Below are 25,232 nucleotides of genomic sequence, written 5' to 3' on the forward strand. Positions count from 1 at the left end.
AGCGTGACAGCAGGTTCACGCTCGCGCGGCCGGCACCGCGATCGAGATGACGGTGCCGGGCGACCCCGTGACGGTGAATTCGCCGCCCGTGGCAAGCACTTTCGTGCAGATCGACGCGAACCCGATATGACCGTCCTCGACGCTCTGGGCCAGTCGGTCCGGCGGGATGCCGACACCGTCGTCGGCGATGCGCAGCTCGGCCCGACTTCCATTGTGTGCCAGCCGGAATCGCAGGTTGTCGGCGTGCGCGTGCTTGATCGCGTTGGTCGAGAACTCCCGGGCAGCGCTGTAGAGCAGATGGTCGGCATCGGTGCGCAGCGTGTCGGGCCAGTCGTGGGCGTCCAGATGCACCGTGATGCTGGTCCGCGCGGCGATACCGTCGGCCAGGGCGGTGAGCGCCGCTTTGAGCCCGGAACGGGCCAGCACCTCGGGATGCAGTTCACGCACCACGTCGCGCAGCAGCCGGGAGGATTCCGCGAGCGCGAAGTCGACGCGGTCCATCCCCTCGACCGACCCGTCGCGAACGTCCTCCATGTCGTGCCGCGCCACCAGGACGTACTGCAGCGCACCGTCGTGCAGGCGCTCAGAAAGCGATTGGCGTTCGCGCTTCTCCAGGCTGATCACCTCTTCGAGCAGACGGGCCCGCTCTTGAGCCAGCCCGGCGATGGTCCTGGTCTTGGCTTGCTGAACCCACGACAGCGCGACGGAACCGGCGGCCAGGCCGAACACGATGGCGGTGCGCAACAGGATCGAGGCCCAGGGTTCGTGACCGTTGGCTTCGCGGTCGATCCAGTTCACGACGAAGAACGTGGCGACGGTGGGGATCGCGATCATGGCGCTGACGGCGGGATCGAGCTGCGCCGCCGCGATCAGCGGGATCAGGAACAGCCCGTGCTGCATCACGTCGGACGTCCAGGTCTCCGGCGAACTGAGACCGCTGTCCACTGAAATGACGGCCACCACAGTCAGATCCGCGCACAGCATGAGCAGCGCCACGGCGCGCTGGGTGCGGCGGTCGGAGTGGTCGGCCGCGCGTCGTCCCCACCAGCCCCATGCCGCGACCATCGCGACGTAGCCGGCGAGGATGCCCCAGTGCAGCCGCAGGTTCGCGTTCGGGGGCTCCAGTAGGAGGCCGAAATCGACGAACACCGCCAGCAGGGCCCGCAGGGCGAACTGCAGCAGGAGGCCACGCACCAGTGAGGTGTCGGTGGTTGGCATCTGAGTCCCCCCGGCGTTCGCGATTTGTGCACGATTTTCCGCGATGGCCGCGGAAAATCGTGCACGAATCACGCAAAAGATTCGACGATCGACTCTCGGGGGTCGCGCCAGGTCAGGCTCAGGTCGGACAAAGTCAGGCTGTCGTCGGTGGGGACGGCCGCCGTCAGCAGCAGGGCGGCTTCGTAGCTCAGGCCGTCCGCGAGGGGCAGCCAGCGTCCGGCGAAGTCCGACACCCGACCCACGCCGCGAAACAGGCCGGGTGACAGTGGAATCCGCCGGATGGGCCGGCCCAGCGCCGACTGCAGGGCGTCGACCATCTGATCGAACGTCAGCATCACCCCGCCGCAGACATAGCGCTTCGGGCCGCGGCCCGGCCGCATCAGCGCCGTGTGCACCCGGGCCACGTCACCCACATCGATCATCTGCATGCCGCCGCGCAGGCGCGGGGCGACGCGGTAGCGCACAATCGGGTCCCAACCACGTTGTGTCACACCGACTGCCGTGTGGAACGCCGGCCCGACGACCGACGACGGATACGTCACGACGACGGGTGCGCCCGCGGACTGCAGCCGCCGCGCCGCGTTGTCGGCGTAGGCCTTGGTGCGGGCGTAGTCGCTGCGGCCGGGTGCCGGGGGAGTGTCGGGGCCGATGACACTGTCGGCCGGTGGAAACAGCGAGCTGTACGACGACACCGAGACCACGGGGTCCAACCCCAGTTCACACGCCCGCGTCAGCAGCGCCTCGGTGGCGTAGGCGTTGATGTCCCACATCAGCTGGGTGCGCCGGCTGTCGGTGCCGACGACACCGGCCGCGTGCAGCGCGGCGTCGCAGCCGGCCAGCAGCTCGGAAACCGTTGCGGGATTGCGCATATCGCCGACCAGAACCTCGACGGGACCCACCTCGGCCAGCACGTCGAGCACCGGGTCATCGCTGCCGCCGGGAACCACCAACAGGCGAACCGTGTGCCCGGCCGCCAGCAGTGCGCGGACGGTGTGGGCACCGACGTAGCCGGTGCCGCCCGTCACGGCGATGTGCATCAGCGCATCTTGAACTGCGGTGCGCGCTTCTCCTTGAATGCCAGCGGGCCCTCCTTGGCGTCCTCGGACAGGAACACCGGGATGCCGTTGGCGGTGTCGGGCTTGAAGGCATCCAGCTCGTGCATGCCCTCGGTCTCGCGGATGGTCTTCAGGATGGCCTGTACCGCCAGTGGACCGTTGTTGTTGATCACCTCGGCGACCTCGAGGGCCTTCTCCAGCGCGGTGCCGTCCGGAACCACATATCCGATCAGCCCGTAGTCCAGGGCCTGCTGGGCGGTGATGTGCCGGCCGGTCAGCAGCATGTCGCACGCGATGGTGTACGGAATCTGGCGCACGAGGCGCACTGCCGAACCGCCCATCGGGTACAGGCTCCACTTGGCCTCGGAGATGCCGAACTTGGCGCTCTCGCCGGCGATGCGGATGTCGGTGCCCTGCAGGATTTCGGTGCCGCCGGCGATGGCCGGGCCCTCGACCGCGGCGATCAGCGGCTTGGTCAGGCGGCGGCCCTTGAGCAGACCGTCGATGCGCGACGGGTCGTAGCTGCCGTCCTTGAACGAGTCGCCCGGCGGCTTCTTGGTGGCGCCCTTGAGGTCCATGCCCGCGCAGAAGTAGCCGCCGGCACCGGTGAGGATGCAGGTGCGGATCTCCGGATCGTTGTCGACGCGGTCCCAGGCCTCGACCATTATCGAGAGCATCTCGCCCGAAAGGGCGTTGCGGGCCTCGGGCCGGTTCAAGGTGACGATCAGCGTGTGTCCGCGCTGCTCAATCAGGGCGTCGGGGCCTTTTTCGGGTTCGCTCACGGGTACCAACTTCCGGTCTCGAGATCGTTAGACTTGTCACAAAATGTAACACGTTCTAGTTTATGTAACGTGGCTCTGAACATCGCAGATCTCGCCGAGCACGCCATCGATGCTGTGCCGGACCGTGTCGCACTCATCTGTGGCGACGAAAAGCTGACCTATGCCCAGCTGGAGGAGAAGGCCAACCGCCTGGCTCACTATCTCCAGTCGCAGGGCGTGCAGAAGGACGACAAGGTTGGGCTGTACTGCCGCAACCGCATCGAGATCGTGATCGGCATGCTCGGCATCGTCAAAGCCGGCGCGATCCTGGTCAACGTCAACTTCCGCTACGTCGAGGGCGAGCTGAAGTACCTGTTCGAGAACTCGGACATGGTCGCCCTGATCCATGAGCGCCAGTACTCGGACCGGGTCGCCAACGTGCTGCCCGAACTCCCGCTGCTCAAGACCATCCTGGTGGTGGAAGACGGCAGCGACAACGACTTCCAGCGGTACGGCGGCGTCGAGTTCTACTCCGCCATCGCCGACAGCTCGCCCGAGCGTGACTTCGGCCCGCGCAGCGAGGACGACATCTACCTGCTCTACACCGGTGGCACCACCGGATTCCCCAAGGGCGTCATGTGGCGCCACGAGGATATCTACCGAGTGCTGTTCGGCGGCACCGACTTCGCCACCGGCGAGCCCATCGCCGACGAGTACGACCTCTCCAAGCAGGCCGCCGCCAACCCGCCGATGATCCGGCTCCCCATCCCGCCGATGATCCACGGCGCGACGCAGTCGGCCACCTGGATGGCGCTGTTCACCGGCCACACCGTGGTGCTGATGCCGGAGTTCGACGCCGACGCCGCCTGGCGAATGATCCACGAGCACAAGGTGAATCTGCTGTTCTTCACCGGTGACGCGATGGCGCGGCCGCTGCTGGACGCACTGCTGGCCCACCAGGATGCGGGCAACGAGTACGACCTGTCGTCGCTGTTCCTGCTCGCGAGCACCGCCGCACTGTTCTCGACGAGCCTCAAGGAGAAGTTCCTCGAGCTGCTGCCGAACCGGGTCATCACCGACTCGATCGGCTCGTCGGAGACCGGCTTCGGCGGCACCAGCATCGTGGCGAAAGGCCAGTCGCACACCGGCGGCCCGCGCGTCACCATCGACAAGAACACCAAGGTCCTGGACGAGGACGGCAACGAGGTGGTGCCGGGGTCGGGCGTGCGCGGCATCATCGCCAAGTGCGGGCACATCCCGGTCGGCTACTTCAAGGACGAGAAGAAGACCGCGGAAACCTTCAAGACCATCAACGGGGTTCGTTACGCCATCCCCGGCGACTACGCCGAGGTCGAGGCCGACGGCAGTGTGACGATGCTGGGCCGCGGCTCGGTGTCGATCAACTCCGGTGGCGAGAAGATCTACCCCGAAGAGGTCGAGGCCGCGCTCAAGGGTCACCCGGATGTGTTCGACGCTCTGGTCGTCGGCGTTCCGGACGCACGCTTCGGGCAGCACGTCGCGGCCGTCGTGCAGCCGCGTGACGGCACCAAGCCGGCGCTGGCCGACCTGGATGCGTTCGTCCGCAGCGAGATCGCGGGCTACAAGGTGCCGCGCAGCCTGTGGCTGGTCGACGAGGTCAAGCGCTCCCCGGCAGGCAAGCCCGACTACCGCTGGGCCAAAGAGCAGACCGAGGCGCGTCCTGCCGATGAGGTGCACGCGAAACACGCAGGCGCACAAGCCTAGTTAGGGACAAGAGAATGAAAACCGAACTCTGCGAACGCTTCGGGATCGAATACCCGATCTTCGTGTTCACGCCGTCGGAGAAGGTGGCTGCGGCCGTGACCCGTGCCGGCGGCATGGGCGTGCTGGGTTGCGTCCGGTTCAATGACGCCGACGACCTCGAGGACGTCCTGCAGTGGATGGACGCCAACACCGACGGCAAGCCGTACGGCGTCGACATCGTGATGCCGGCCAAGGTCCCGACCGAGGGCACCAGCGTCGACATCAACAAGCTGATCCCGCAGGGCCACAAGGACTTCGTCGCGAAGACGCTCGCCGATCTCGGGGTGCCGCCACTGCCGGCGGACGAAGAGAAGAACGAAGGCGTGCTCGGCTGGCTGCACTCGGTCGCCCGTAGCCACGTCGAGGTGGCGCTCAAGCACCCGATCAAACTGATCGCCAACGCACTCGGCTCGCCGCCCAAGGACGTCATCGACCAGGCGCATGCCGCTGGCGTTCCGGTGGCCGCACTGGCCGGCTCCGCCAAACACGCGGCGCGGCACGTGGAGAACGGCGTCGACATCGTCGTCGCCCAGGGCCACGAGGCCGGTGGCCACACCGGTGAGATCGGTTCCGTGGTGCTGTGGCCGGAAATCGTTGATGCCCTTGGTGGTTCGGCCCCGGTGCTGGCCGCGGGCGGCATCGGTACCGGGCGGCAGCTGGCTGCCGCGCTGGCGCTGGGCGCGCAGGGGGTCTGGATGGGCTCGGCGTTCCTCACGTCGGCCGAATACGACCTCGGGGTGCGTCTGGAGTCGGGCGTTTCGGTTGTGCAGCAGGCGATGCTGAATGCGACGTCGGCCGACACCGTCCGCCGCAAGATCTACACCGGCAAGCCCGCCCGGCTGCTCAAGAGCCGCTGGACCGATGCCTGGGACGCCGAAGGTGCTCCTGATCCGCTGCCGATGCCGTTGCAGAACATCCTGGTCAGCGAGGCCCACCAGCGGATGAACGAGTCCGGTGACCCGACCGCGGTCGCCATGCCGGTCGGTCAGATCGTCGGCCGGATGAACGAGATCCGCCCCGTCGAGGTCATCATCGCCGAGTTGGTCGCCGAGTTCGAGGCTGCCACCAAGCGCCTGGATGCTATCCGCGACAACTGATTTCGCCGCGCGGCAGGTGACGATCAGCGCTACGGCGTGATCTTCACCTGCTGCGCCACCACATCGGTGGCTGTCTGAATGATGGGCGTCTGATCTGCCGCGCCGTCCGCATTCAGTTGCAGGACATAGGTCGCCCCGTCAGACGGGAAGATCACCGTCTGCTGTGCGACGAACTTCGTCTTGCCGTCGGAGACCCAGGTACCGGCGATCCGGTAGGCGGGGTAATTGCGCACCTTGGTTTCGCTCCCCGGGCCCGACGGCGTGAAGCCCGGCAGGTTCTGAATCTCCCCGGGCGCGGTGGCCATCAGCGCCTTGGCGTCGACGTCACCGGTGAGCTTCGACAGCAGCGCGACCACGCTGGGCGCGTAGTTCGCCGGGTCGACCGGTCCGTTGTAGATGATCGAGTCGTATGCCCACGGCGGATTGTCGTCGCCGGTGGCCTTCCAGCCATCGGGCTTCGGTAGATCGACCTTCGGTTCGCCGGGGTCGGTCCGGTGCACCTGCTGTTCGGTGATCTTGTGTTCTTTGATGTAGCTGGCGATCGTCGGGTTGGGGCCGTCGGCGCCCTTGTTGTTGCCGGCATCGGCCGCGGTCGGGGCCGCGCTCGTCGCGTTGTCGGACGACGCGCTCGCGTCTTTGCCGGAGTCGCAACCGGCCAGCACCACAGACAGTGCGGTCGCTGCCGCGACGAGGCCGGTGATCGCGGACGTTCTCATACGGCCGAGACTAATCGACAACACTCGCGGTGATCCTGTGAGCCGGGCGGGGACCTACCCGAAACCGGCTCTAGCGTGGGTATTAGCTGTGGCATTACTGTGTGCCCCGTGGCAAACGCACAGAAACCGCCTCCCGGCTGGCTCATCGACGGCATCGGCCGGGTTCGGGACGGACTGGGCCAGTTGCGCCGGTCCGTCGTCCCGGCGAACGTCGCACTCTTCGAGCTGGGCCAGGGCGCCTGGCTGACCCAGGCCATGTATGTCGGCGCCAAGCTGGGCATCTTCGACGCCCTGGCCGCCGGCCCCGCGTCGGCGGACGACATCGCCCGCCGGGTGGGTTCGCACCCCGAGGCCACCGCCCGGCTCATGCGGGCATTGGCGAGCAATTCGCTGCTCAAGCAGGAGCGCGACGGCCGGTTCGCGCTGAGCCGCCTGGGGCAGGCCCTGCGCTCCGATGCGCCGGGCTCGCTGGCACCCATGCTGCTGTTCATCGGCCACCCCAAGCACTGGGAACACTGGGGTCAGTTGCTGTACTCGGTGCAGACCGGCAAGACGTCCGCGGAGATGCTCCGGGGCATGCCCATCTTCGAATACCTCGAGAACGATCGCGACCTGGCCGACGTGTTCAACAACGCCATGACCGCGGTGTCGGCCATGGCGATCGAATCCCTCATGCCCGCATATGATTTCAGTCGTTTCAAGACGATCATCGACGTCGGAGGCGGCCACGGCGCACTGCTGAGTGCGGCGCTGCAGCAGGCCACCGACGCCCGCGGTGTGCTGTTCGATCTGCCGTCGGTGGTTGCGGGTGCGGGCCCGGTGCTGAAGGCAGCCGGCGTGTCGGACCGGGTCACCGTCACCGGTGGCTCGTTCTTCGATGCCGTCCCCGAAGGCGGGGATGCGTACCTGTTGAAGACGATCATCCACGACTGGGACGAGGACAGCGCACTGGTGATCCTGCGGAACGTCCGCAAGGCGATCGACCCCGATGGCACCCTGGCGCTCGTCGAACTGGTGCTACCGGAAGGCACGCCCAGTCATCCCGGCATGCTGCTCGACCTGGAGATGCTGGTGGCCGCCGGGGGCCGGGAGCGGACCGGTTCGGAATACGCGGACCTCTTGGCGCGCGCCGGTTTTCGGCAGACCCGGGTGGTACAGACAGCCGGGCCGATGTCGCTCGTCGAGGCCGTCCCGGTCCACGACTAACGGGCGATCGCGAAAACCGGGTCGGCGCAGTCGGTGCCCTCGGCCGACAGCTGCCGCTTGATGACCTTGAACGTCTCGGTCCGCGGCAGCGTCGTGGCGACGCGGACGAACCGGGGCCACTGCTTGGGGCCCAGATCCTCCTGTGCGGCAAGGAAGGCGCTGAAGTCGTCGGCCGAGAACTCCGCGTGGTCGAGGAGGACGAGCGCGGACATCACCTGGTCGCCGACGGCGGGATCGGGTATCGGGTAGACGGCCGCCTCGACCACATCGGGATGCCGCAGCAGCACCTGCTCGATGGGTGCGGTGCCGAGGTTCTCACCGTCGACCCGCATCCAATCACCAAGGCGCCCAGCGAAATAGATGAACCCGGCCTCGTCCCGGTAGGCGAGGTCGCCGGTGTGGTAGATGCCGCCGGCCATGCGTCCGGCCTCGGCGCCGTCGTTGTTGTAGTAGCCGCGGAACCAGCCGCGGCCGGTCGGGTTCACCAGTTCGCCGACGACGCCCGGCGGGCACGGCAGGCCGGTCTCCACGTCGACGATGGCCACCTCGTCGGTCAGCGGTCCCAGGGCGCCGGCCGGGGTGTCCGGGGTGCGGGCGATCGCGACGCCGCCCTCGGTGGACCCGAAACCGTCGACGACGATGACACCGAAGCGCTGCGCGAACCGGTCCAGATCACGTGGGGCACCCTCGTTGCCGTACATGAATTTCAGCGGATTGTCGGCGTCGTCCGGCCGGGCCGGAGTGGCAAGGATGTACGACAGCGGCTTGCCGACGTAGTTGGCGTAGGTGGCGCCGTAGCGCCGGACATCCGTCAGGAACCCGGAGGCGGAGAACTTGCGGCGCAACGCGATCGACCCCTGCGCCGCGAGCGCCACCGCCCAGCCGGCCATCACCGCGTTGGAGTGGAACAGCGGCATCGACAGGTAGAACGTGTCGTCGCGCCCGAGGCCGAAGCGGTCGGCCAGCATCTGGCCCGGGAACGCCACCTTGTCGTGGGTGACCCGGACGGCCTTCGGGTCACCGCTGGTGCCCGAGGTGAAGATCAGCATGAACAGGTCGTCGGGATCGACGTCGGCGAATTGCACCGGCGCGCCGGCGAATCCGCCGAGTTCGGTTGCCCACGAATCGGATTCGACGTCGATGACGGCGATGCCCGCGGCCTCGAGACCGGCCGGGACCAGGTCGGGGTTGTCGGCGAGCACCAACTGGCAGTCGGAGCGTTCGGCGTCGCCGACCAGCGCCGCCCCGCGGCGGGTCGGGTTGAGGCCGACGGGAACCAGCCCCGCCAGCGCGGCGGCCACCAGCAGCGACGAGAAGAACGTCGTATTGCTCAGCAGCACACCGATGTGCGGCGGTCTGGCCGGGTCCAGTCGCGCCTTCAACGCCGCGGCCAACTGTGCGCCCGCGGCGATGTGGTCGGCCCAGCTGATCAGATCAGCCGGGCCGACCGGTGAATCGTCCGGCGCCGCAACGCAGTCGTACAACCCGCGGTCGGTGACGCCGACCAGCGGACGCAGCAGGTCGCTGACGGTGGGCCGGTCGGACTTCAGGCATGCCATGTCGGAGACGTGAATCAGGCCGGTGTGTCCGCCAGTTCGCGCCCGATCTGCAGCAGCTGCCCGGTGGCACCGCCGACCGCGAACTCGGTCTGCTTGGCGGTCAGGAAGTACCGGTGCACCGGGTGATCCATGTCGATGCCGACACCACCGTGCACGTGTACGGCGGTGTGTGCCACCCGGTGTCCGGCCTCGGCGGCCCAGAACGCCGCGGTGTTCACGTCGACCTCGGCGGGCAGGCCCTCGGCCACGCGCCAGGAGGCCTGGGTGAGGGTCAGGCGCAGCGCCTTGACGTCGATGTAGCCGTCGGCCAACCGCGACGACACGGCCTGGAAGCTGCCGATCGGACGGTCGAACTGCTCGCGCTCGCGGGCGTACAGTGCGGTGAGCTCCAACGCGCGTTCCACCACGCCGAGCTGGAATGCGCTGCGGCCCAGGGCACCCCGCAGCTGCAGCCAGGCGAGCACCTCCGAGCCGCCGACGACGCGGTCGGCGGTGACGGTCACGCCCTGCAGATCCAAATGCGCCACGCTGCCGTGTCCGGTGGTGTCCAGCGAGGTGACGGTGACGCCCGCATCAGCAGCGGCGACCAGGAAAACCTTGACGCCGGAATCGCTTTCGGCAGGCACCAGGAAGGCATCGGCGACCGGGCCGTACGCGACCTGGGTGCGGGTGCCGGTCAGCTTGTACCCGGACTGATCCGAGCCGGTGGCCTGCACCGGGCCCTGACCCATCTCACCGTCGAGCGCGGGCACGACGATCTTGCTGCCGGCGACCGCCGGGGCGGCCCACTCGGATTGCAGCTCGGCCGAACCGAATTCGGCGATGGCGCCGGCGGCCAGGATGGTCGACTCGAGGTACGGCACCGCCGCGAGCTGACGGCCCAGTGCCACGAGCACGGCAGACTGCTCCAGCGGACCGAAACCGCCGCCGCCCACCGACTCCGGTGCGGTGGTGGACAGGATGTCGGAGTCGATCAGCTTGGCCCACAGCTCGCGGTCGAACCGCTCGCCCTGCTTGTCCAGTTCCTTCTGGCGCTCCGGGGTCACCACCGATTCGGTGATGGACCGGACCAGGCCGCCGAGGTCCTCAGATGCTTCGGTTGTCTTGAAGTCCATGTCAGTCCTTACCGGTTCACTCGGGGCAGGCCAAGAGCCACCATGCCGATGATGTCGCGCTGAATCTCGTTGGTGCCGCCGCCGAAAGTCAGGATGAGGCAGGACCGGTGCCAGCGTTCGATCCGGCCGCGCAGCAGCGCGCCGGGGGTGTCGCGGCGCAGGGTCGCCGAGGTGCCGAGCACCTCCATGAGCAACCGGTAGGCCTCGGTGGCCAGCTCGGTGCCGTAGACCTTGGCCGCCGATGCGTCGGCGGGGGAGGGCGCGGAGTCGGTGGAGGCCAGCTCCCAGTTGATGAGCTTCAGCACTTCGGCCTTGGCGTGCACCCGGGCCAGGTTGAGCTGCACCCACTCGGAGTCGATCAGGCGCCTGCCGTGGTGGTCCTTGGTGTTCTGGGCCCATTCCCGGACCCCGTCCAGCGCGACGAAGATCGGCTGCGCCGACACCAGCGCCACGCGCTCGTGGTTGAGCTGGTTGGTGACGAGCTTCCAGCCGCCGTGCTCCTCGCCGACCAGGCTGGAGGTCGGGACGCGGACGTCCTGGTAGTAGGTGGCACTGGTGTCCACGCCGGACATGGTGTGTACCGGGGTCCAGGAGAAGCCCTCAGCGGTGGTCGGCACGATCAGCATCGAGATGCCGCGGTGCTTCTTGGCCTCGGGGTTGGTGCGGGCCGCCAGCCAGACATAGTCGGCGTAGGCGATCAGCGACGTCCACATCTTCTGGCCGTTGATGACGTAGTCGTCGCCGTCGCGGACCGCGGTGGTGCGCAGCGACGCGAGGTCGGTGCCGGCGCCGGGCTCGGAGTAGCCGATGGAGAAGTGCAGCTGGCCCGCGGCGATCTTGGGCAGGAAGAACTTCTTCTGTTCCTCGGTGCCGAAGTGCATGATCGTCGGCGCCACCGAGTTGATGGTCAGGAACGGCACCGGGACGTTCGCGATGGCGGCTTCGTCGTTGAAGATCAGGCCGTCCATCGGCGGCCGGGCCTGGCCGCCGTACTCCTTCGGCCAGCTCAGCGTCAGCCAGCCATCCTTGCCCATCTGCTCGACGGTCTCGCGGTAGACGTTGCCGCGTCCCATCTCACCGTCGTTGGACGCCAGCGCCTCGGCGCGCTCCGGGGTCATGAGCTTGGTGAAGTACGAGCGCAGTTCGCGCCGCAGCTCCTCCTGCTCGGGCGTGTAGCCGATCCGCATCGAACTCATCCTTTATCAGTTGAATTGGGGTAGGTCTTCGGTCCGTTTGTCGCGTTGCTGAGGCCGCTTTCACCGACCCATGCCTACTCAAACTTGTAACACGTTCTAGTCTTGGGGTCCAGAGCGTGCCACACTGGCATCGCCATGGCGGGGTCGTTATGTTGGCCTCACCGTCGAAATCCGGGCTGTCAGGAGGGTGTCATGCGGGTTGTAGTTGATCACGACCGCTGTGAAGGAAACGCGGTTTGCGTGGGAATTGCGCCGGACCTTTTCGATCTGGACGACAACGACTATGCGGTAGTCAAGGCTGATCCCGTGCCTGCCGACCAGGAAGAACTGGCCGAGCAGTCCATCGCGGAATGCCCCCGCGCCGCCCTTCTCCGCAAAGACTAGAGGTATTCATAAATTGACTAGCGAAATCGACTCCACCGACCTCTCCGGCAAGGTGGCCGTGGTCACCGGTGCCGCCGCGGGACTGGGCCGCGCCGAGGCCATCGGACTGGCGCAGGCCGGCGCCACCGTCGTGGTGAACGACATGGCCGGCGCACTGGACAAGTCGGACGTGCTCGCCGAGATCGAGGCCGCCGGCTCCAAAGGTATTGCGGTGGCCGGGGATATCAGCGCCCGCAGCACCGCCGACGAGCTCGTCGCCACGGCGGACAGTCTGGGCGGGCTCGGCATCGTGGTCAACAACGCCGGCATCACCCGCGACAAGATGCTGTTCAACATGACCGACGAGGACTGGGACGCGGTCATCGCGGTCCACCTGCGTGGCCACTTCCTGCTGACCCGCAACGCCGCGACCTACTGGCGCGCCAAGGCCAAGGAGTCGGCCGACGGCAAGGTGTACGGCCGGATCGTCAACACCTCGTCGGAGGCCGGTCTGGCCGGTCCGGTGGGGCAGGCGAACTACGGCGCCGCCAAGGCCGGTATCACGGCCCTGACCCTGACCGCGGCCCGTGGCCTCGAGCGCTACGGCGTCCGTGCCAACGCGATCGCCCCGCGGGCACGTACCGCGATGACGGCGGATGTTTTCGGTGCGGCTCCTGGTGAAGGAGAGGTCGACCCGCTGTCGCCCGAGCACGTCGTGAAATTGGTGCGTTTCCTTTCCTCGCCCGCGTCGGAAAACGTGAATGGCCAGCTCTTCATCGTTTATGGTCCGACTGTGACCCTGGTAGCAGCCCCGACCGTGGAGAGCCACTTCACAGCGTCGTCCGCTGAGTGGGACATGACACAACTGAGTTCCACGTTGCGCGGATATTTTGCTGACCGCGATCCGGAGCGGAATTTCTCGGCGACTGCCCTGATGGAGTCGAGGGACTGAACGTCCCGGATCGCGTGCTGACGCGGCGTCGAAGGCGCCGCGTCAGCACTAGAACTTGTTACAGTGACGGCAACGTAAAAATATCGGCTGAACTGCGATTATATGTCGTTTCCCAGTGATTTTGCTGTTCTTTTGCCACTGCGAACATGTTCTAGCTACTATGAGCCGGCTCACAAGAGCCGTGCATTACAACCTGGTGATCAGGCCGCTGTGGAAGAGGGAAACCCCACTCTTCGCCGGGTCTGCTCAACCCGGACCGAGAATGGAGTCGAAGGTTGATCGAACAGCTTGCGGCTCCGGCCCGGGCCGTTGGCGGGTTCTTCGAGATGGCCCTCGACACATTCACAAAGATGTGGCGTCGCCCCTTTCAGTTCCGGGAGTTCTTCGAACAAACCTGGATGATCGCCCGCGTATCGCTCGTGCCGACCCTGCTCGTCGCCATTCCGTTCACCGTGCTGGTCGCCTTCACGCTGAACATCCTGCTGCGTGAGATCGGCGCCGCCGACCTCTCCGGTGCGGGCACCGCGTTCGGCACGGTCACCCAGCTGGGTCCCGTCGTCACCGTGCTGGTGGTCGCCGGCGCCGGTGCGACCGCCATCTGCGCCGACCTGGGCGCCCGTACCATCCGCGAAGAGATCGACGCGATGCGCGTGCTCGGCATCGATCCGATCCAGCGGCTGGTCGTGCCCCGCGTCCTCGCGTCGACCTTCGTCGCCGTGCTGCTGAACAACCTGGTGTGTGCCATCGGCATCTCGGGTGGCTACGTCTTCTCCGTCTTCCTGCAGGGCGTCAACCCGGGTTCGTTCATCAACGGCCTGACGGTGCTGACCGGCCTGGGTGAACTGATGCTCGCCGAGATCAAGGCCGTGCTGTTCGGCCTGCTCGCCGGCATGGTCGGCTGCTACCGCGGCCTCACCGTCAAGGGCGGCCCCAAGGGCGTCGGCATCGCGGTCAACGAGACCGTGGTCTACGCCTTCATCTGCTTGTTCGTCATCAACGTGATCATGACCGCCATCGGCGTCCGGGTACTGGTGAGGTGATTCGGCCATGAGTTACGACGCAACCCTCCGTTTCAAACGGATGTTCCGGGCAGTGCCCGGGATCTTCGACGGCATCGGTGAGCAGGCGCTGTTCTACGGGGAGTCCTTCCGGTACATCCCCAACGCACTGACCCGCTACCGCCGCGAGACCATCCGGCTCATCGCCGAGATGACCATGGGCACCGGCGCGCTGGTGATGATCGGCGGCACCGTCGGTGTCGCGGCGTTCATGACGCTCGCCTCCGGTGGCGTCATCGCGGTCCAGGGCTACTCGTCGCTGGGCAACATCGGTATCGAGGCGCTGACGGGCTTCCTGTCGGCATTCCTCAACGTGCGCATCGTCGCGCCGATCATCGCGGGTATCGCACTGGCCGCCACCATCGGCGCCGGCTGTACCGCGCAGCTGGGCGCCATGCGCGTCGCCGAGGAGATCGACGCCGTCGAATCGATGGCCGTGCACTCGGTGTCCTACCTGGTGTCCACGCGCATCATCGCGGGCCTGATCGCCGTCATCCCGCTGTATGCGCTGGCGGTCCTGGCGTCGTTCTTCGCGGCGCGCGCCACCACGGTCTACATCAACGGTCAGTCGGCGGGCCTCTACGACCACTACTTCAGCACCTTCATGGTGCCCACCGACCTGTTGTGGTCATTCCTGCAGGCCATCGTCATGTCCGTCGCGGTGATGCTGGTGCACACCTACTACGGCTACAACGCCAGCGGTGGTCCGGTCGGCGTCGGTATCGCGGTCGGCCAGGCCGTGCGGACCTCACTGATCGTGGTCGTCACCATCGTCCTGCTCATCTCCCTGGCCGTGTACGGCGCGTCCGGCAACTTCAACCTCTCCGGATAGGGGGTGCACGACGATGTCTTCCGGCGGTCCTAAACGCAGTCATGTGAGGCTGGCGGCAGCGGTGCTGATCAGCATCATGCTGGCCGCGGTGGTGTTCACCTACTTGTCGTACACCGCGGCGTTCACCCCGACCGACACCGTGTCGGTGCTGGCACCGCGCGCGGGTCTGGTGATGGATCCCGATGCCAAGGTCAAGTACCGCGGCATCCAGGTCGGCAAGGTCGAGCAGATCGACTATGCCGGTGACCAGGCGAAGCTGACGCTGGCGGTTCTCAGTGACCAGATGCGCTACATCCCCTCGAACGCGCGGGTCCGGCTCGGTAGCACGACGGTGTTCGGCGCCAAGTCGGTCGAGTTTCTGCCGCCGGAGCAGCCGTCGAAGGAGTCGCTGCGTCCGGGCGCGCAGGTGCAGGCCAAGGATGTCCAGCTGGAGATGAACACGGTCTTCCAGACGCTGACGGATCTGCTGGACAAGATCGATCCGGTCAATCTGAACGCCACGGTGACCGCGCTGGGTGAAGGCCTGCGGGGCCGCGGCGATGACGCTGGTGCGGCCGCGGCCGGGCTGAGCAGGTACCTGCAGTATTTCAACCCGAAGCTGCCGACCCTGCAGCAGGATTTCAAGGACACCGCGACGGTCGCGGGGATCTACGGTGACGCGGCGCCCGACCTGGCCAAGGTCTTCCAGAACGCGCCGACGGTCAGCAAGACGCTGACCGACGAGCGGGATGACTTGAACGCGGCGCTGCTGGCGTCCACCGGGTTCGCCAACAATGCGTACGCGACCATCTCGCCGGCCGCCGACGACTACATCGCCGCCATCCAGCGGCTGCGCGCGCCGCTGAAGGTGCTGGGCGACTACTCACCGGAGTTGCCGTGTCTGCTGCAGGGTGTGTCGAAGGCCGTGGACCGCTTCGGTCCGGTGTTCGGTGGTGTCAAGCCGGGTCTGTTCGTGTCGTCGAACTTCTTCCCCGGTGCGCCGAACTACACCTACCCCGAGAGCCTGCCGATGGTGAACGCCTCCGGTGGCCCGAACTGCCGTGGCCTTCCGGACCTGCCGTCCAAGCAGTTCGGCGGCTCCTGGTACCACTCGCCGTTCCTGGTGACCGACAACGCCTACATCCCGTTCCAGCCCAACACCGAGTTGCAGTTCGACGCTCCCTCGACACTGCAGTTCCTGTTCTCCGGTGCCTACGCAGAGAGGGACCGCTACTGATGTCCGCGAGTGACTGGGGCCGCCCATGAGACACAAACGCGAGATGATCAACGTCACGATCTTCACCGTCGTGATGTTGCTGGTCGCCGCCGGTCTGGTCGTCGTGTTCGGCCAGTTCCGGTTCGCCTCGACGAACACTTATCACGCCACCTTCTCCGACGCGTCCCGGCTCAAGGCCGGTGAGGACGTGCGCATCGCGGGCGTGCAGGTGGGTTCGGTCAAGAGCGTCAAGCTCAAGAACGACAACACCGTCGACGTCACGTTCACGCTGAACGATCGCTACCAGCTGTACAGCTCGAGCCGTGCCGTCATCCGCTACCAGAACCTGGTCGGCGACCGGTACATGGAGATCACCTCCGGTCCGGGCGAGCTGCGCAAGCTGCCCGCCGGCGGCACTGTCGCTCTCGCCAACACCCAGCCGGCGCTCGACCTCGACGCCCTGCTCGGTGGTCTGCGCCCGGTCGTCAAGGGTCTGGACGGCAAGAAGGTCAACGAGATCACCGCCGCCATGATCGAGGCCCTGCAAGGGCAGGGCGGCGCGCTTTCCGACCTGCTGTCCAACACCGGTTCGTTCAGCCAGACCCTGGCCGACCGCGACCAGCTGATCGGCGACACGATCACCAACCTCAACACGGTGCTCGCCACGGTCGATTCCAAGGGCTCGCAGTTCAACACGAGCATCGACCAGCTGCAGCAGCTGATCACCGGCCTGGCCGAGGGACGGGACCCGATCGCCGGTGCCATCGGCCCGCTGGCCTCGGCCGAGAACGACCTGACCGAGATGCTGCAGAAGTCACGGCGCCCGGTGCAGGGCGTCATCGAGAACGCCCGCCCGTTCGCGCAGCGCATGTATGAGCGCCGAGCTGAAGTGAACCCGGTCATCGAGAACCTCGCGGAGAACTACCTGCGGCTCAACGCCCTGGGTGCGTACGGCGCGTTCTTCAACATCTACTACTGCTCGGTCAAGATCAAGATGAGCGGCCCCGCGGGCAGCGACCTGATCGTGCCGTTCGGTGGTCCTGCGGATCCGTCGAAGGGCAGGTGCTCCGAAAATGGCTAAGCCGGAAAAGGATCCGGTCCGCACCGGCGTACTCGGCGTCTTCCTCGTGACGTGCCTCGTGCTGATCTCGTTCGGGTACACCGGACTGCCGTTCTTTCCGCAGGGCAAGAACTACTCGGCGTTCTTCAGCGACGCCGGCGGCATCACGCCGGGCAGCGACGTCCGGGTCTCGGGCATCAGGGTCGGCAAGGTCGGCACCGTGGAGCTCGCCGGTACGTCGGCGAAGGTGAACTTCACCGTCGACCGACAGATCCGGGTCGGCGACCAGTCGCTGGTGTCGATCAAGACCGACACGGTGCTGGGTCAGAAGTCCCTCTGGGTGACCCCGAAGGGTACGAAGGAATCAACGGTTATCCCGTTGGGCCGCACCACGACTCCGTACACGATCAACACCGCGCTGCAGGACCTCGGGCAGAACACCAGCGAGCTGGACAAGCCGCAGATGGAGCAGGCCCTCAAGGTGCTGACCGACACGTTGCACGACGCGACGCCGCAACTTCGTGGCGCGCTCGACGGTGTGGCTTCCCTGTCGCGGAGCCTCAACAAGCGCGACCAGGCGCTCGAACAGCTTCTGGGCCACGCCAAGAAGGTGTCGGACACTTTGGCGCAGCGCGCCGACCAGGTGAACAAGCTGGTGATCGACGGCAATCAGCTGTTCGCCGCACTGGATGAACGGCGTCAGTCCCTGAGCACGCTGATCTCCGGTATCCGTGGTGTCTCGCAACAGCTTTCCGGGTTCGTCGCCGACAACAAGCGCGAGTTCGGTCCGGCCCTCAAGCAGCTGAACCTGGTGATGGACGAATTGCTGAAGCGCAAGGAGCACATCAGTGAGGCGCTCAAGCGGTTGCCGGGTTACGCCACGGCGCTGGGCGAGGTGGTCGGTAACGGCCCGGGCTTCAACATCAACCTGTACGGCCTGCCGCCGGCGACGATGTCGGAAGTCCTGCTCGACACGTACTTCCAGCCGGGCAAGCTGCCTGCCAGCCTCGGCGACATGCTGAAGGGCTACATCTCTGAACGGATCGTCGTGAGGCCGAAGTCGCCATGATGAAGAACATGTCACGTGGGGCGATCCTTGCGGTCGTAGCCCTGGTAGTCGCGCTGGTGGCTGCCGGCGCCTACCTGCTCTGGCCGTCGCGTGGTGGCCACAAGGTGGTGGCCTACTTCACCAATGCCGTCGGCCTGTACGCGGGCGACGACGTGCGGGTGCTCGGGGTTCCGGTCGGCACCATCGATTCGGTTGAGCCGCAGCCCAATTCGGTCAAGGTCTCCATGACCGTGCAGGACGGCGTGAAGATCCCGGCCGACGCGCGGGCGATCATCATCTCGCCGAACCTGGTCGCGGCCCGGTTCGTGCAGTTCACCCCGGCCTACAACGGTGGTGCGGCGCTGGCCAACGGCGCCGAGGTGCCGCTGAGCCGGACCGGTGTTCCGGTCGAGTGGGACGACGTCAAGAAGCAGCTGACCCAGCTCAGCGCGCAGCTCGGTCCGCAGGACGGCGCGCCGCAGGGCCCGCTGGGTGCGTTCATCAACCAGGCCGCCGACACCCTCGACGGCAAGGGCGACTCGTTCCGCAGCGCGTTGCGTGAGCTGTCGCAAACCGCTGGGCGCCTTGGCGATTCGCGCGGGGACGTGTTCGGCACGATCAAGAACCTGCAGATTCTGGTGAACGCGCTGTCGAACAGCAACGAACAGATCGTGCAGTTCACCGATCACGTCGCATCGGTCTCACAGGTGCTGGCGGAGAGCTCGGCCGGCCTGGACCAGACCCTCGGTGCCCTCAACCAGGCGCTCGGTGATGTCAAAGGCCTGCTGAAGGACAACAACAAGGCCCTGATCGACCAGGTTGGCAAGCTGGCCGAATTCACCCAGGTGCTGACCGACAACAGCGACAACATCGAGCAGATTCTGCACGTGACGCCCAACGGTCTGGCCAACTTCTACAACATCTACAACCCGGCGCAGGGTTCCCTGGACGGTCTGCTGTCGCTGCCGAACTTCTCCAACCCGGTGCAGTTCCTGTGCGGCGGTAACTTCGACGTCGGCGCCACTCCGGACAACTACAAGCGGTCGGAGATCTGCCGTCAGCGTATGGGCCCCGTGCTGCGTCGTATCGCGATGAACTACCCGCCGGTGCTGTTCCACCCGATCAACAGCATCACGGCATACAAGGGCCAGGTCATCTACGACACCCCGCAGACCGAGGCCAAGGCGCAGACCCCGGTGCCGTACCTGCAGTGGAATGCCGCACCGGGCGTCATCCCGCCGAAGGTCCAGCCGGATGGGACGCTCAGCGACCTGATCCTGCCGCCGCCGGCCGTTACGGGCCAGATTTCGCCGGCCGCGCCGCCGATGGGACCGGGTTCGACGCCGCTGAACGGTTCGGGCCCGCTGCCCGGGCCCGCCCCGGCGCCCGCAGCTCCGGCGGGCGCACCGCTGCCCGCTGAAGCCGGAGGTGGCAACTGATGAAGACGGTTGTGAAAGTCCTGGCACTCGGATCGAGTGCCGTGGTGCTCGCCGGTTGCCAGTTCGGCGGCCTGAACTCGCTGGACATGCCGGGCACCCAGGGCCACGGCGCCGGTTCGTACACCATCACCGTGCAGCTGCCCGACGTCGCGACGTTGCCGCAGAACTCGCCGGTGATGGTCCACGACGTCACCGTCGGCAGCGTGTCGGGCCTGGATGCGGTCCAGCGCCCCGACGGCACGTTCTACGCCGCGGCGAAGCTGTCGATCAACGGCGATGTGAAGCTGCCGGCGAACGCCAGAGCGAAGGTCGCCCAGACCTCGCTGCTGGGTTCGCAGCATGTCCAGCTGTCGGAACCGGTCGGGGAGGCCCCACAAGGCCGGCTCAAGCAGGGCTCGGAGATTCCGCTGGCACACACCGGCCGCTACCCGACCACCGAAGAGGTGCTGTCGTCGCTGGGTCTGGTGGTGAACAAGGGCAATCTCGGTGCGCTGCAGGACATCACCGATGAGGCCTACGCCGCGGTCGCCGGGCGGGCCGGTCAGTTCGTCGACTTCATCCCGCGGCTGGCCGAGCTCACCCAGTCCCTGGACAAGCAGACCACCGACATCATCGGAGCCATGGACGGGCTGAACCGCTTCGCCTCGATCTTGGCGAAGAGCAAGGACAGCCTGGGCCGCACGCTGGACACGCTGCCGGGTGCGATCAAGGTCCTCAACGACAACCGCAAGAACATCGTGGATGCGTTCACCGCACTGCGGAAGCTCGCGGTGGTGGGCGCGAAGGTCATGACCGCGACGAAGGATGACTTCGCGGCGGACTTCAAGGACATATTCCCGGTGATCAAGGCGTTCAACGACAACGCCGACGAATTCATCCACGACCTTGACCTGTTGCCGACGTTCCCGTTCTCCAACAAGTACTTCCGCAACGCGGTGCGTGGCGACTACTTGAACGTGTACGTGACGTTCGATCTGACGCTGCGCCGTCTCGGCGAGACGGTCTTCACCACCTCGGGGGCCTTCGACCCGAACATGCGGCACCTGGACGAGATCGTCAACCCGCCGGACTTCCTGTTGGGTGCGCTGGCGAACCTGTCCGGACAGGCCGCCGATCCGTTCCAGATTCCAGCAGGCACAGCGACGCAACATGGAGGGGTGAAGCCGTAATGTTGTTGACCCGTCTTGCGCGTTTCCAGCTGGCGATCTTCGGTGTCGTCACCGTCATCTGCCTCGCGCTGATCACGACGTCGTACCTGCACCTGCCGGCCGCGCTCGGTCTCGGTGTCTACAACGTCGACGCCAAGTTCGTCGTCGGTGGCGGCATCTACCAGAACGCCAACGTCACCTACCGCGGCGTGACGGTCGGCCGCGTGACGAACGTCGGCCTGACCGACAACGGTGTGACGGCCCGGATGCGGCTCAACACCGACACCTCGGTGCCGGACAACGTCACCGCCACGGTCAAGAGCGTGTCCGCGATCGGTGAGCAGTACATCGACCTGGTGCCGCCCGCCAACCCCTCGAAGAACACACTCAAGGACGGCGCCACCATCGGCGTCGACCGGACCGCGGTCGGCCAGGACATCGTGGACCTGCTCAACCAGGCCCAGAGTCTGGTCAGCAGCATCAGCAACACCCGCTTGCAGGACCTGTTGCGCGAGTCGTTCAAGGCGTTCAACGGATCGGGCCCGGAACTGTCGCGGATGATCCAGTCGTCGCGACTGCTGGTGGACGAGGCCAACGCGAACACCAACGAGATCAACAAGCTGCTCGATCAGGCCGGACCGCTGCTGAAGGCGCAGATCCGCGCCGGTGCCGATCTGAAGACGATGGCGAGCAGCCTCGCGACGCTGACCGGTGAGGCCGCCCAGGCCGACCCGCAGATTCGGTCGGTGCTCAAGACCGTCCCGGGCGCCGTCGACACCGTCAATGAGACGTTCGACGGCATCCGTCCGACGTTCCCGGTGCTGGCGGCGAACCTCGCCAACTTCGGCCGGATCGGCGTGATCTATCACAAGTCGATCGAGCAGGCCCTGGTGATCTTCCCGGCGCTGATCGCGGCACTGCTGACGGACGCCGGCCAGTTGCCCATCGACGAGGGCGGCAAGCTGGACTTCAAGATCAGCCTCGGCCAGCCGCCGTGCATGACGGGCTTCGTTCCGGCCCCGGAGATCCGGACGCCGGCCGACACCACCCTGCGCGAACTGCCGAAGGATCTGTACTGCAAGACGGCGCAGAACGATCCGAGCACCGTCCGCGGTGCCCGCAACTACCCGTGCATGGAGTACCCGGGCAAGCGTGCCCCCACGGTCCAGCTCTGCCGCGACCCGCGTGGTTACGTGCCGATCGGCAGCAACCCGTGGCGTGGCCCGCCGGTGCCGTACGACGTCCCGGTCACCGACCCGCGGAACATCACGCCGCCGAACCGGTTCCCGAACATCCCGCCGGGAGCCGACTACGACCCGGGCCCACCGTCGGTGCAGTTGCCGCCGGGCGTGCCCGCTGGGCCGGGACCTGCGCCCAACGCGCCGTTCCCGCTGCCGTATCCGCCGAGCGATCCGGGTCCGCAGCCCCTGCCCTGGCCGTTCTTCGCGCCGCCGGATCAGGTGACTCCGCCGTACGCGATCAACAACCCGCCGGCGCCCGGCCCCGAGGGCCAGCCGCAGGCAAGCGGGCCGAAGGGGCCGCAGAGTACGACGTACGATGCGAATACCGGGGTCTTCGTTGACCCTGCCGGCGGTACGGGAGTGTTCAACGCCGGCTCGAGTAACGGCGACACAGGCGAGTCCTGGGTCGACCTGATGAAGGATCCAAGGCAGGTTTGATGAGTGACGAACCGGCTGCGACGGACAAGACGTCGGAGCCGCCGGTAACCCGCGTGCGTCGGCGGGCCTCACGGCCCGCCGGCACCGCCGGTTCAGCAGAGGCAACAGTGCTCGACGTGGCGATTCCGTCGACCACGAGCAGGACATCAGCAACCGAATCGGCGACCACCAAGGCACGGCCCGCGGTCCGGGCGCTGCGGCGGCAACCGCACCGGTCGCTGGTCATGACGATCGGCCTGGCAGTCGTCGCCGTGCTTGTGGCGGCCCTGGCCGGCGGCACCTGGTTCCTCTGGCACGGCAACGGGCAGATCGAGGCGACGCAGGACCGTGATCAGCGGTTCGTGGACACCGCGAAGCAGACCGTGGTCAACATGTTCAGTTACACGCAGAACACCGTCGACGAGAGCGTGAACCGATTCGTCAACGGCATCGGCCCCGGCCCGCTGCGCGACATGATGAACCAGAGCAACAACGCCGAGAACCTGAAATATCTGTTCAAGCAGACGCAGGCCAACTCGGAGGCCGTCATCACCGCGGCGGCGCTGGAGAGCGTCGACAACACCTCCAACATCGCGAAGGTGCTGGTGACGGTCCGCGTGACCCTGAGTGACCTCAACGGGGTACCGCAGCCGTCGTCGCCCTACCGGCAGCGCGTGTTCATCCGCGAGGACGACAGCGGTCACATGGCGGCCTATGACATCAAGTACCCGGACGGAGGCAACTGATGAAGCGGTTGCTGGTAGCGCTCGGCGCCCTGTTGGCGGTTGCCGTGGTGGCGCTCGGTGCGGTCGGCGGCGCGACGTTCTGGAACCATGTTCAGCTCACCGGTGAGCAGGAGACCGCTGCCGAGCTGCCGGACCTGGCCAAGGTGCAGATCCCGCAGATCCTCGGCTATGAGTACTCCCATATCCAGGAAGCCACGACCAAGGCGCTGACCCTGATGACGCCGGAGTTCCGCAAGCGGTACGAGGAACTGACCGCTGCGAACAACATCTTCAGCGAAGCGGCCAAGCGCAAGCTCGTCAGTCAGGTGAATGTCGTTGGCGCGGGCATGATGTCGTCGCACCGCGATTCGGGCTCGGTGCTGGTGTTCGTCAACCGGGTCGTCACCGACGAACGCAAGCAACCCAACTACGAGGGCAGCCGGCTGCGGGTCGACTACCGCAAGATCAACGGCAAGTGGTTGATCGACGAGATGGCGAAGGTCTAGATCGAACACGATTCAGGCCCCGGAGCGGTTGCTCCGGGGCCTGAATTCTGGGTCGGTCAGTCGCGGGTGTGCGCCAGGGCGTCGAGGAACGCCCGGGCCCAGCGGTCGACGTCGTGGGCCAGCACCTGACGACGCAGCGCACGCATCCGGCGGCGGCCCTCTTCGGGGGACTGCGTGAGGGCGTCGGCTATCGCGTCCTTGACCCCGTCCAGGTGGTGGGGGTTGGTCAGGTATGCCTGGCGCAATTCCTCTGCGGCGCCGGTGAATTCGCTGAGTACGAGCGCGCCGCCGAGGTCGCTGCGGCACGCCACGTACTCCTTGGCCACCAGGTTCATGCCGTCACGTAGCGGCGTCACCAGCATGACGTCGGCGGCGACGAAGAACGCGATGAGTTCTTCACGGCCGATCGCCCGGTGCATGTAGTGCACCACCGCGTGACCGACCTCGCTGTACTCGCCGTTGATGTGCCCGACCTGGCGCTCGATGTCCTCCCGCATGACCTTGTAGCTGTCCACGCGTTCGCGGCTCGGGGTGGCCAGCTGGACCAGCACGGTGTCGTGCCGGTTGGCCCGGCCTTCGGCGAGCAGTTCGGAGAACGCGCGCAGCCGTACGTCGATGCCCTTGGTGTAGTCCAGCCGGTCCACGCCCAGCATGATCTTGCGCGGGTTGCCCAGCTCATCGCGGATCTGACGGGCTCGCTGCCGGATGGTGCGACTGCGGGCCTGGGCGTCCATCGCTGCGGAGTCGATCGAGATGGGGAACGCGCCGACCCTGACGGTGCGATCGTCATGGTTCACCTCGCCGAACCGGGACCGGACGCCGATGGTGTGGCGGGTGGTGTTGGCGTCGAGCAGCCGGCGGGCCAGCACCAGGAAGTTCTGTGCACCACCGGGCAGGTGGAAGCCCACCAGGTCGGCGCCGAGCAGGCCCTCGATGATCTCGGTGCGCCACGGCATCTGCATGAACAGCTCGACGGGCGGGAACGGGATGTGCAGGAAGAACCCGATGGTCAGATCGGGACGCAGCGCCCGCAGCATCTTGGGGACCAGCTGCAGCTGATAGTCCTGCACCCAGACGGTCGCGCCCTTGGCTGCGGTGCGGGCCGCGGCCTCGGCGAAGCGGCGGTTGACCGCGACGTAGGCGTCCCACCAGTGCCGGTGGTAGATGGGCTTGACGATGACGTCGTGGTACAGCGGCCACAGCGTCGCGTTCGAGAAGCCCTCGTAGTAATCGGCGATGTCGTCGGCCGACATGCTGACCGGACACATCGTGAACTCGTCCTGGACGATCGGGTCTTCGTCACTGTCGGCGACGCCGGGCCAGCCGATCCAGGCGCCGCGCTGCTTGCGCAGCAGCGGCTCCAGTGCGGTGACGAGCCCGCCGGGGCTGCGTTTGAAGGTGACCGAACCGTCGGGCAGACGTTCCATGTCGACGGGCAGCCGGTTGGCGACCACGACGAAGTCGGAGTTGCCGACGGGCTTCGCGGCGGACTTTCCGCCCTTGGAGGTTTTGGGACTCGCGGTGGACGCCGCAGAAGCGTCGT

Annotated in this window: 23 protein-coding genes; 15 read left to right on the forward strand and 8 right to left on the reverse strand. The window is 66.7% G+C overall.

Annotated elements, in window-relative coordinates; all coding sequences use genetic code 11:
• Positions 1-15: 15 nt before the first annotated feature.
• The 3 genes from QRN63_RS01465 to QRN63_RS01475 all read right to left on the reverse strand — a co-directional run bounded on the left by QRN63_RS01465 (position 16) and on the right by QRN63_RS01475 (position 3,055).
• Positions 16-1,218: a sensor histidine kinase gene (locus QRN63_RS01465; RefSeq protein WP_285028927.1), complete on the reverse strand. Its 1,203-nt coding sequence runs from the start codon at positions 1,216-1,218 to the stop codon at positions 16-18.
• A gap of 68 nt (positions 1,219-1,286) precedes the next feature.
• Complete coding sequence (locus QRN63_RS01470) at positions 1,287-2,255, reverse strand: NAD-dependent epimerase/dehydratase family protein (RefSeq protein ID WP_285028928.1); 969 nt, start codon at positions 2,253-2,255, stop codon at positions 1,287-1,289.
• Positions 2,255-3,055, reverse strand: a complete 801-nt coding sequence (locus tag QRN63_RS01475; protein WP_267318603.1) for a crotonase/enoyl-CoA hydratase family protein — start codon at positions 3,053-3,055, stop codon at positions 2,255-2,257. The genes QRN63_RS01470 and QRN63_RS01475 overlap by 1 nt, the downstream gene beginning before the upstream one ends.
• Positions 3,056-3,124: 69 nt before the next feature.
• Here QRN63_RS01475 and QRN63_RS01480 point away from each other — a divergent pair, with 69 nt between their 5' ends.
• The gene (locus QRN63_RS01480; RefSeq protein ID WP_285028929.1) at positions 3,125-4,777 is read left to right on the forward strand and encodes a medium/long-chain-fatty-acid--CoA/3-oxocholest-4-en-26-oate--CoA ligase; all 1,653 of its coding nucleotides are present in this window, start codon (positions 3,125-3,127) and stop codon (positions 4,775-4,777) included.
• 14 nt (positions 4,778-4,791) lie between these two features.
• A complete protein-coding gene (locus tag QRN63_RS01485) occupies positions 4,792-5,913 on the forward strand; it encodes an NAD(P)H-dependent flavin oxidoreductase (RefSeq protein WP_285028930.1) in 1,122 nt (373 codons plus the stop codon).
• A gap of 29 nt (positions 5,914-5,942) precedes the next feature.
• On the opposite strand, the gene QRN63_RS01490 is transcribed toward QRN63_RS01485, so the two are convergent.
• Positions 5,943-6,629 carry an LpqN/LpqT family lipoprotein gene (locus QRN63_RS01490; protein ID WP_285028931.1) on the reverse strand — a complete coding sequence of 229 codons (687 nt, stop codon included), beginning with the start codon at positions 6,627-6,629 and terminating at the stop codon, positions 5,943-5,945.
• A 108-nt stretch (positions 6,630-6,737) separates the two neighbouring features.
• On the opposite strand from QRN63_RS01490, the gene QRN63_RS01495 reads away from it, so the two are divergent.
• Positions 6,738-7,835, forward strand: coding sequence for a methyltransferase (locus QRN63_RS01495; protein ID WP_285028932.1), 1,098 nt, complete (start codon positions 6,738-6,740; stop codon positions 7,833-7,835).
• Here the strand turns inward: QRN63_RS01495 and fadD17 are convergent.
• From fadD17 to QRN63_RS01510, 3 genes are read right to left on the reverse strand one after another with little or no spacing between them, the layout of a single operon-like run.
• Positions 7,832-9,394, reverse strand: coding sequence for a long-chain-fatty-acid--CoA ligase FadD17 (fadD17, locus tag QRN63_RS01500; protein ID WP_285028933.1), 1,563 nt, complete (start codon positions 9,392-9,394; stop codon positions 7,832-7,834). The genes QRN63_RS01495 and fadD17 overlap by 4 nt on opposite strands.
• Before the next feature lie 14 nt (positions 9,395-9,408).
• The gene (locus tag QRN63_RS01505) at positions 9,409-10,509 is read right to left on the reverse strand and encodes an acyl-CoA dehydrogenase family protein (protein WP_285028934.1); all 1,101 of its coding nucleotides are present in this window, start codon (positions 10,507-10,509) and stop codon (positions 9,409-9,411) included.
• An 8-nt stretch (positions 10,510-10,517) separates the two neighbouring features.
• A complete protein-coding gene (locus tag QRN63_RS01510) occupies positions 10,518-11,696 on the reverse strand; it encodes an acyl-CoA dehydrogenase family protein (protein ID WP_267319010.1) in 1,179 nt (392 codons plus the stop codon).
• A 201-nt stretch (positions 11,697-11,897) separates the two neighbouring features.
• Between QRN63_RS01510 and QRN63_RS01515 the strand changes: the two genes are divergently transcribed.
• The 12 genes from QRN63_RS01515 to QRN63_RS01570 all read left to right on the forward strand — a co-directional run bounded on the left by QRN63_RS01515 (position 11,898) and on the right by QRN63_RS01570 (position 23,689).
• Positions 11,898-12,089, forward strand: coding sequence for a ferredoxin (locus tag QRN63_RS01515; protein ID WP_267318610.1), 192 nt, complete (start codon positions 11,898-11,900; stop codon positions 12,087-12,089).
• Between the two features lie 13 nt (positions 12,090-12,102).
• Positions 12,103-13,020 (forward strand): 3-oxoacyl-ACP reductase, encoded by a 918-nt coding sequence (locus QRN63_RS01520; RefSeq protein ID WP_267318611.1) that lies wholly within the window; start codon positions 12,103-12,105, stop codon positions 13,018-13,020.
• Between the two features lie 275 nt (positions 13,021-13,295).
• Complete coding sequence (locus QRN63_RS01525; RefSeq protein WP_029105067.1) at positions 13,296-14,060, forward strand: MlaE family ABC transporter permease; 765 nt, start codon at positions 13,296-13,298, stop codon at positions 14,058-14,060.
• Between the two features lie 7 nt (positions 14,061-14,067).
• Positions 14,068-14,910 carry an MlaE family ABC transporter permease gene (locus QRN63_RS01530; protein WP_267318612.1) on the forward strand — a complete coding sequence of 281 codons (843 nt, stop codon included), beginning with the start codon at positions 14,068-14,070 and terminating at the stop codon, positions 14,908-14,910.
• A gap of 13 nt (positions 14,911-14,923) precedes the next feature.
• A complete protein-coding gene (locus QRN63_RS01535) occupies positions 14,924-16,126 on the forward strand; it encodes an MCE family protein (protein ID WP_285028935.1) in 1,203 nt (400 codons plus the stop codon).
• A gap of 25 nt (positions 16,127-16,151) precedes the next feature.
• Positions 16,152-17,186, forward strand: a complete 1,035-nt coding sequence (locus QRN63_RS01540) for an MCE family protein (RefSeq protein ID WP_285028936.1) — start codon at positions 16,152-16,154, stop codon at positions 17,184-17,186.
• Positions 17,179-18,234 (forward strand): MCE family protein, encoded by a 1,056-nt coding sequence (locus tag QRN63_RS01545; protein ID WP_267318615.1) that lies wholly within the window; start codon positions 17,179-17,181, stop codon positions 18,232-18,234. The genes QRN63_RS01540 and QRN63_RS01545 overlap by 8 nt, the downstream gene beginning before the upstream one ends.
• Entirely contained in the window at positions 18,234-19,652 is a 1,419-nt protein-coding gene (locus tag QRN63_RS01550) for an MCE family protein (protein ID WP_285028937.1), read from the forward strand. The genes QRN63_RS01545 and QRN63_RS01550 overlap by 1 nt, the downstream gene beginning before the upstream one ends.
• Positions 19,652-20,821, forward strand: coding sequence for an MCE family protein (locus tag QRN63_RS01555; RefSeq protein ID WP_285028938.1), 1,170 nt, complete (start codon positions 19,652-19,654; stop codon positions 20,819-20,821). The genes QRN63_RS01550 and QRN63_RS01555 overlap by 1 nt, the downstream gene beginning before the upstream one ends.
• A 2-nt stretch (positions 20,822-20,823) precedes the next feature.
• The gene (locus QRN63_RS01560; protein ID WP_267319012.1) at positions 20,824-22,479 is read left to right on the forward strand and encodes an MCE family protein; all 1,656 of its coding nucleotides are present in this window, start codon (positions 20,824-20,826) and stop codon (positions 22,477-22,479) included.
• Positions 22,479-23,204, forward strand: a complete 726-nt coding sequence (locus QRN63_RS01565; RefSeq protein WP_267318617.1) for an Rv1363c family protein — start codon at positions 22,479-22,481, stop codon at positions 23,202-23,204. The genes QRN63_RS01560 and QRN63_RS01565 overlap by 1 nt, the downstream gene beginning before the upstream one ends.
• A complete protein-coding gene (locus QRN63_RS01570) occupies positions 23,204-23,689 on the forward strand; it encodes an Rv1363c family protein (protein WP_285028939.1) in 486 nt (161 codons plus the stop codon). Before QRN63_RS01565 ends, QRN63_RS01570 begins: the two co-directional genes overlap by 1 nt.
• A gap of 56 nt (positions 23,690-23,745) precedes the next feature.
• Here QRN63_RS01570 and QRN63_RS01575 read toward each other — a convergent pair whose 3' ends face one another.
• Positions 23,746-25,143 (reverse strand): alpha,alpha-trehalose-phosphate synthase (UDP-forming), encoded by a 1,398-nt coding sequence (locus QRN63_RS01575; protein ID WP_267319013.1) that lies wholly within the window; start codon positions 25,141-25,143, stop codon positions 23,746-23,748.
• Positions 25,144-25,232 lie beyond the last annotated feature (89 nt).

Source organism: Mycolicibacterium sp. lyk4-40-TYG-92 (genome assembly GCF_030209435.1).
Lineage (GTDB): Bacteria > Actinomycetota > Actinomycetes > Mycobacteriales > Mycobacteriaceae > Mycobacterium.

What these genes read in the sequence shown, in the direction of transcription:
- QRN63_RS01465 (WP_285028927.1), bottom strand. Translation starts at nt 1,218, where the DNA reads ATGCCAACCACCGACACCTCACTGGTGCGTGGCCTCCTGCTGCAGTTC.
- QRN63_RS01470 (WP_285028928.1), bottom strand. Translation starts at nt 2,255, where the DNA reads ATGCACATCGCCGTGACGGGCGGCACCGGCTACGTCGGTGCCCACACC.
- QRN63_RS01485 (WP_285028930.1), top strand. Translation starts at nt 4,792, where the DNA reads ATGAAAACCGAACTCTGCGAACGCTTCGGGATCGAATACCCGATCTTC.
- QRN63_RS01490 (WP_285028931.1), bottom strand. Translation starts at nt 6,629, where the DNA reads ATGAGAACGTCCGCGATCACCGGCCTCGTCGCGGCAGCGACCGCACTG.
- fadD17 (WP_285028933.1), bottom strand. Translation starts at nt 9,394, where the DNA reads ATGGCATGCCTGAAGTCCGACCGGCCCACCGTCAGCGACCTGCTGCGT.
- QRN63_RS01505 (WP_285028934.1), bottom strand. Translation starts at nt 10,509, where the DNA reads ATGGACTTCAAGACAACCGAAGCATCTGAGGACCTCGGCGGCCTGGTC.
- QRN63_RS01510 (WP_267319010.1), bottom strand. Translation starts at nt 11,696, where the DNA reads ATGCGGATCGGCTACACGCCCGAGCAGGAGGAGCTGCGGCGCGAACTG.
- QRN63_RS01515 (WP_267318610.1), top strand. Translation starts at nt 11,898, where the DNA reads ATGCGGGTTGTAGTTGATCACGACCGCTGTGAAGGAAACGCGGTTTGC.
- QRN63_RS01530 (WP_267318612.1), top strand. Translation starts at nt 14,068, where the DNA reads ATGAGTTACGACGCAACCCTCCGTTTCAAACGGATGTTCCGGGCAGTG.
- QRN63_RS01535 (WP_285028935.1), top strand. Translation starts at nt 14,924, where the DNA reads ATGTCTTCCGGCGGTCCTAAACGCAGTCATGTGAGGCTGGCGGCAGCG.
- QRN63_RS01540 (WP_285028936.1), top strand. Translation starts at nt 16,152, where the DNA reads ATGAGACACAAACGCGAGATGATCAACGTCACGATCTTCACCGTCGTG.
- QRN63_RS01545 (WP_267318615.1), top strand. Translation starts at nt 17,179, where the DNA reads ATGGCTAAGCCGGAAAAGGATCCGGTCCGCACCGGCGTACTCGGCGTC.
- QRN63_RS01550 (WP_285028937.1), top strand. Translation starts at nt 18,234, where the DNA reads ATGAAGAACATGTCACGTGGGGCGATCCTTGCGGTCGTAGCCCTGGTA.
- QRN63_RS01555 (WP_285028938.1), top strand. Translation starts at nt 19,652, where the DNA reads ATGAAGACGGTTGTGAAAGTCCTGGCACTCGGATCGAGTGCCGTGGTG.
- QRN63_RS01565 (WP_267318617.1), top strand. Translation starts at nt 22,479, where the DNA reads ATGAGTGACGAACCGGCTGCGACGGACAAGACGTCGGAGCCGCCGGTA.
- QRN63_RS01570 (WP_285028939.1), top strand. Translation starts at nt 23,204, where the DNA reads ATGAAGCGGTTGCTGGTAGCGCTCGGCGCCCTGTTGGCGGTTGCCGTG.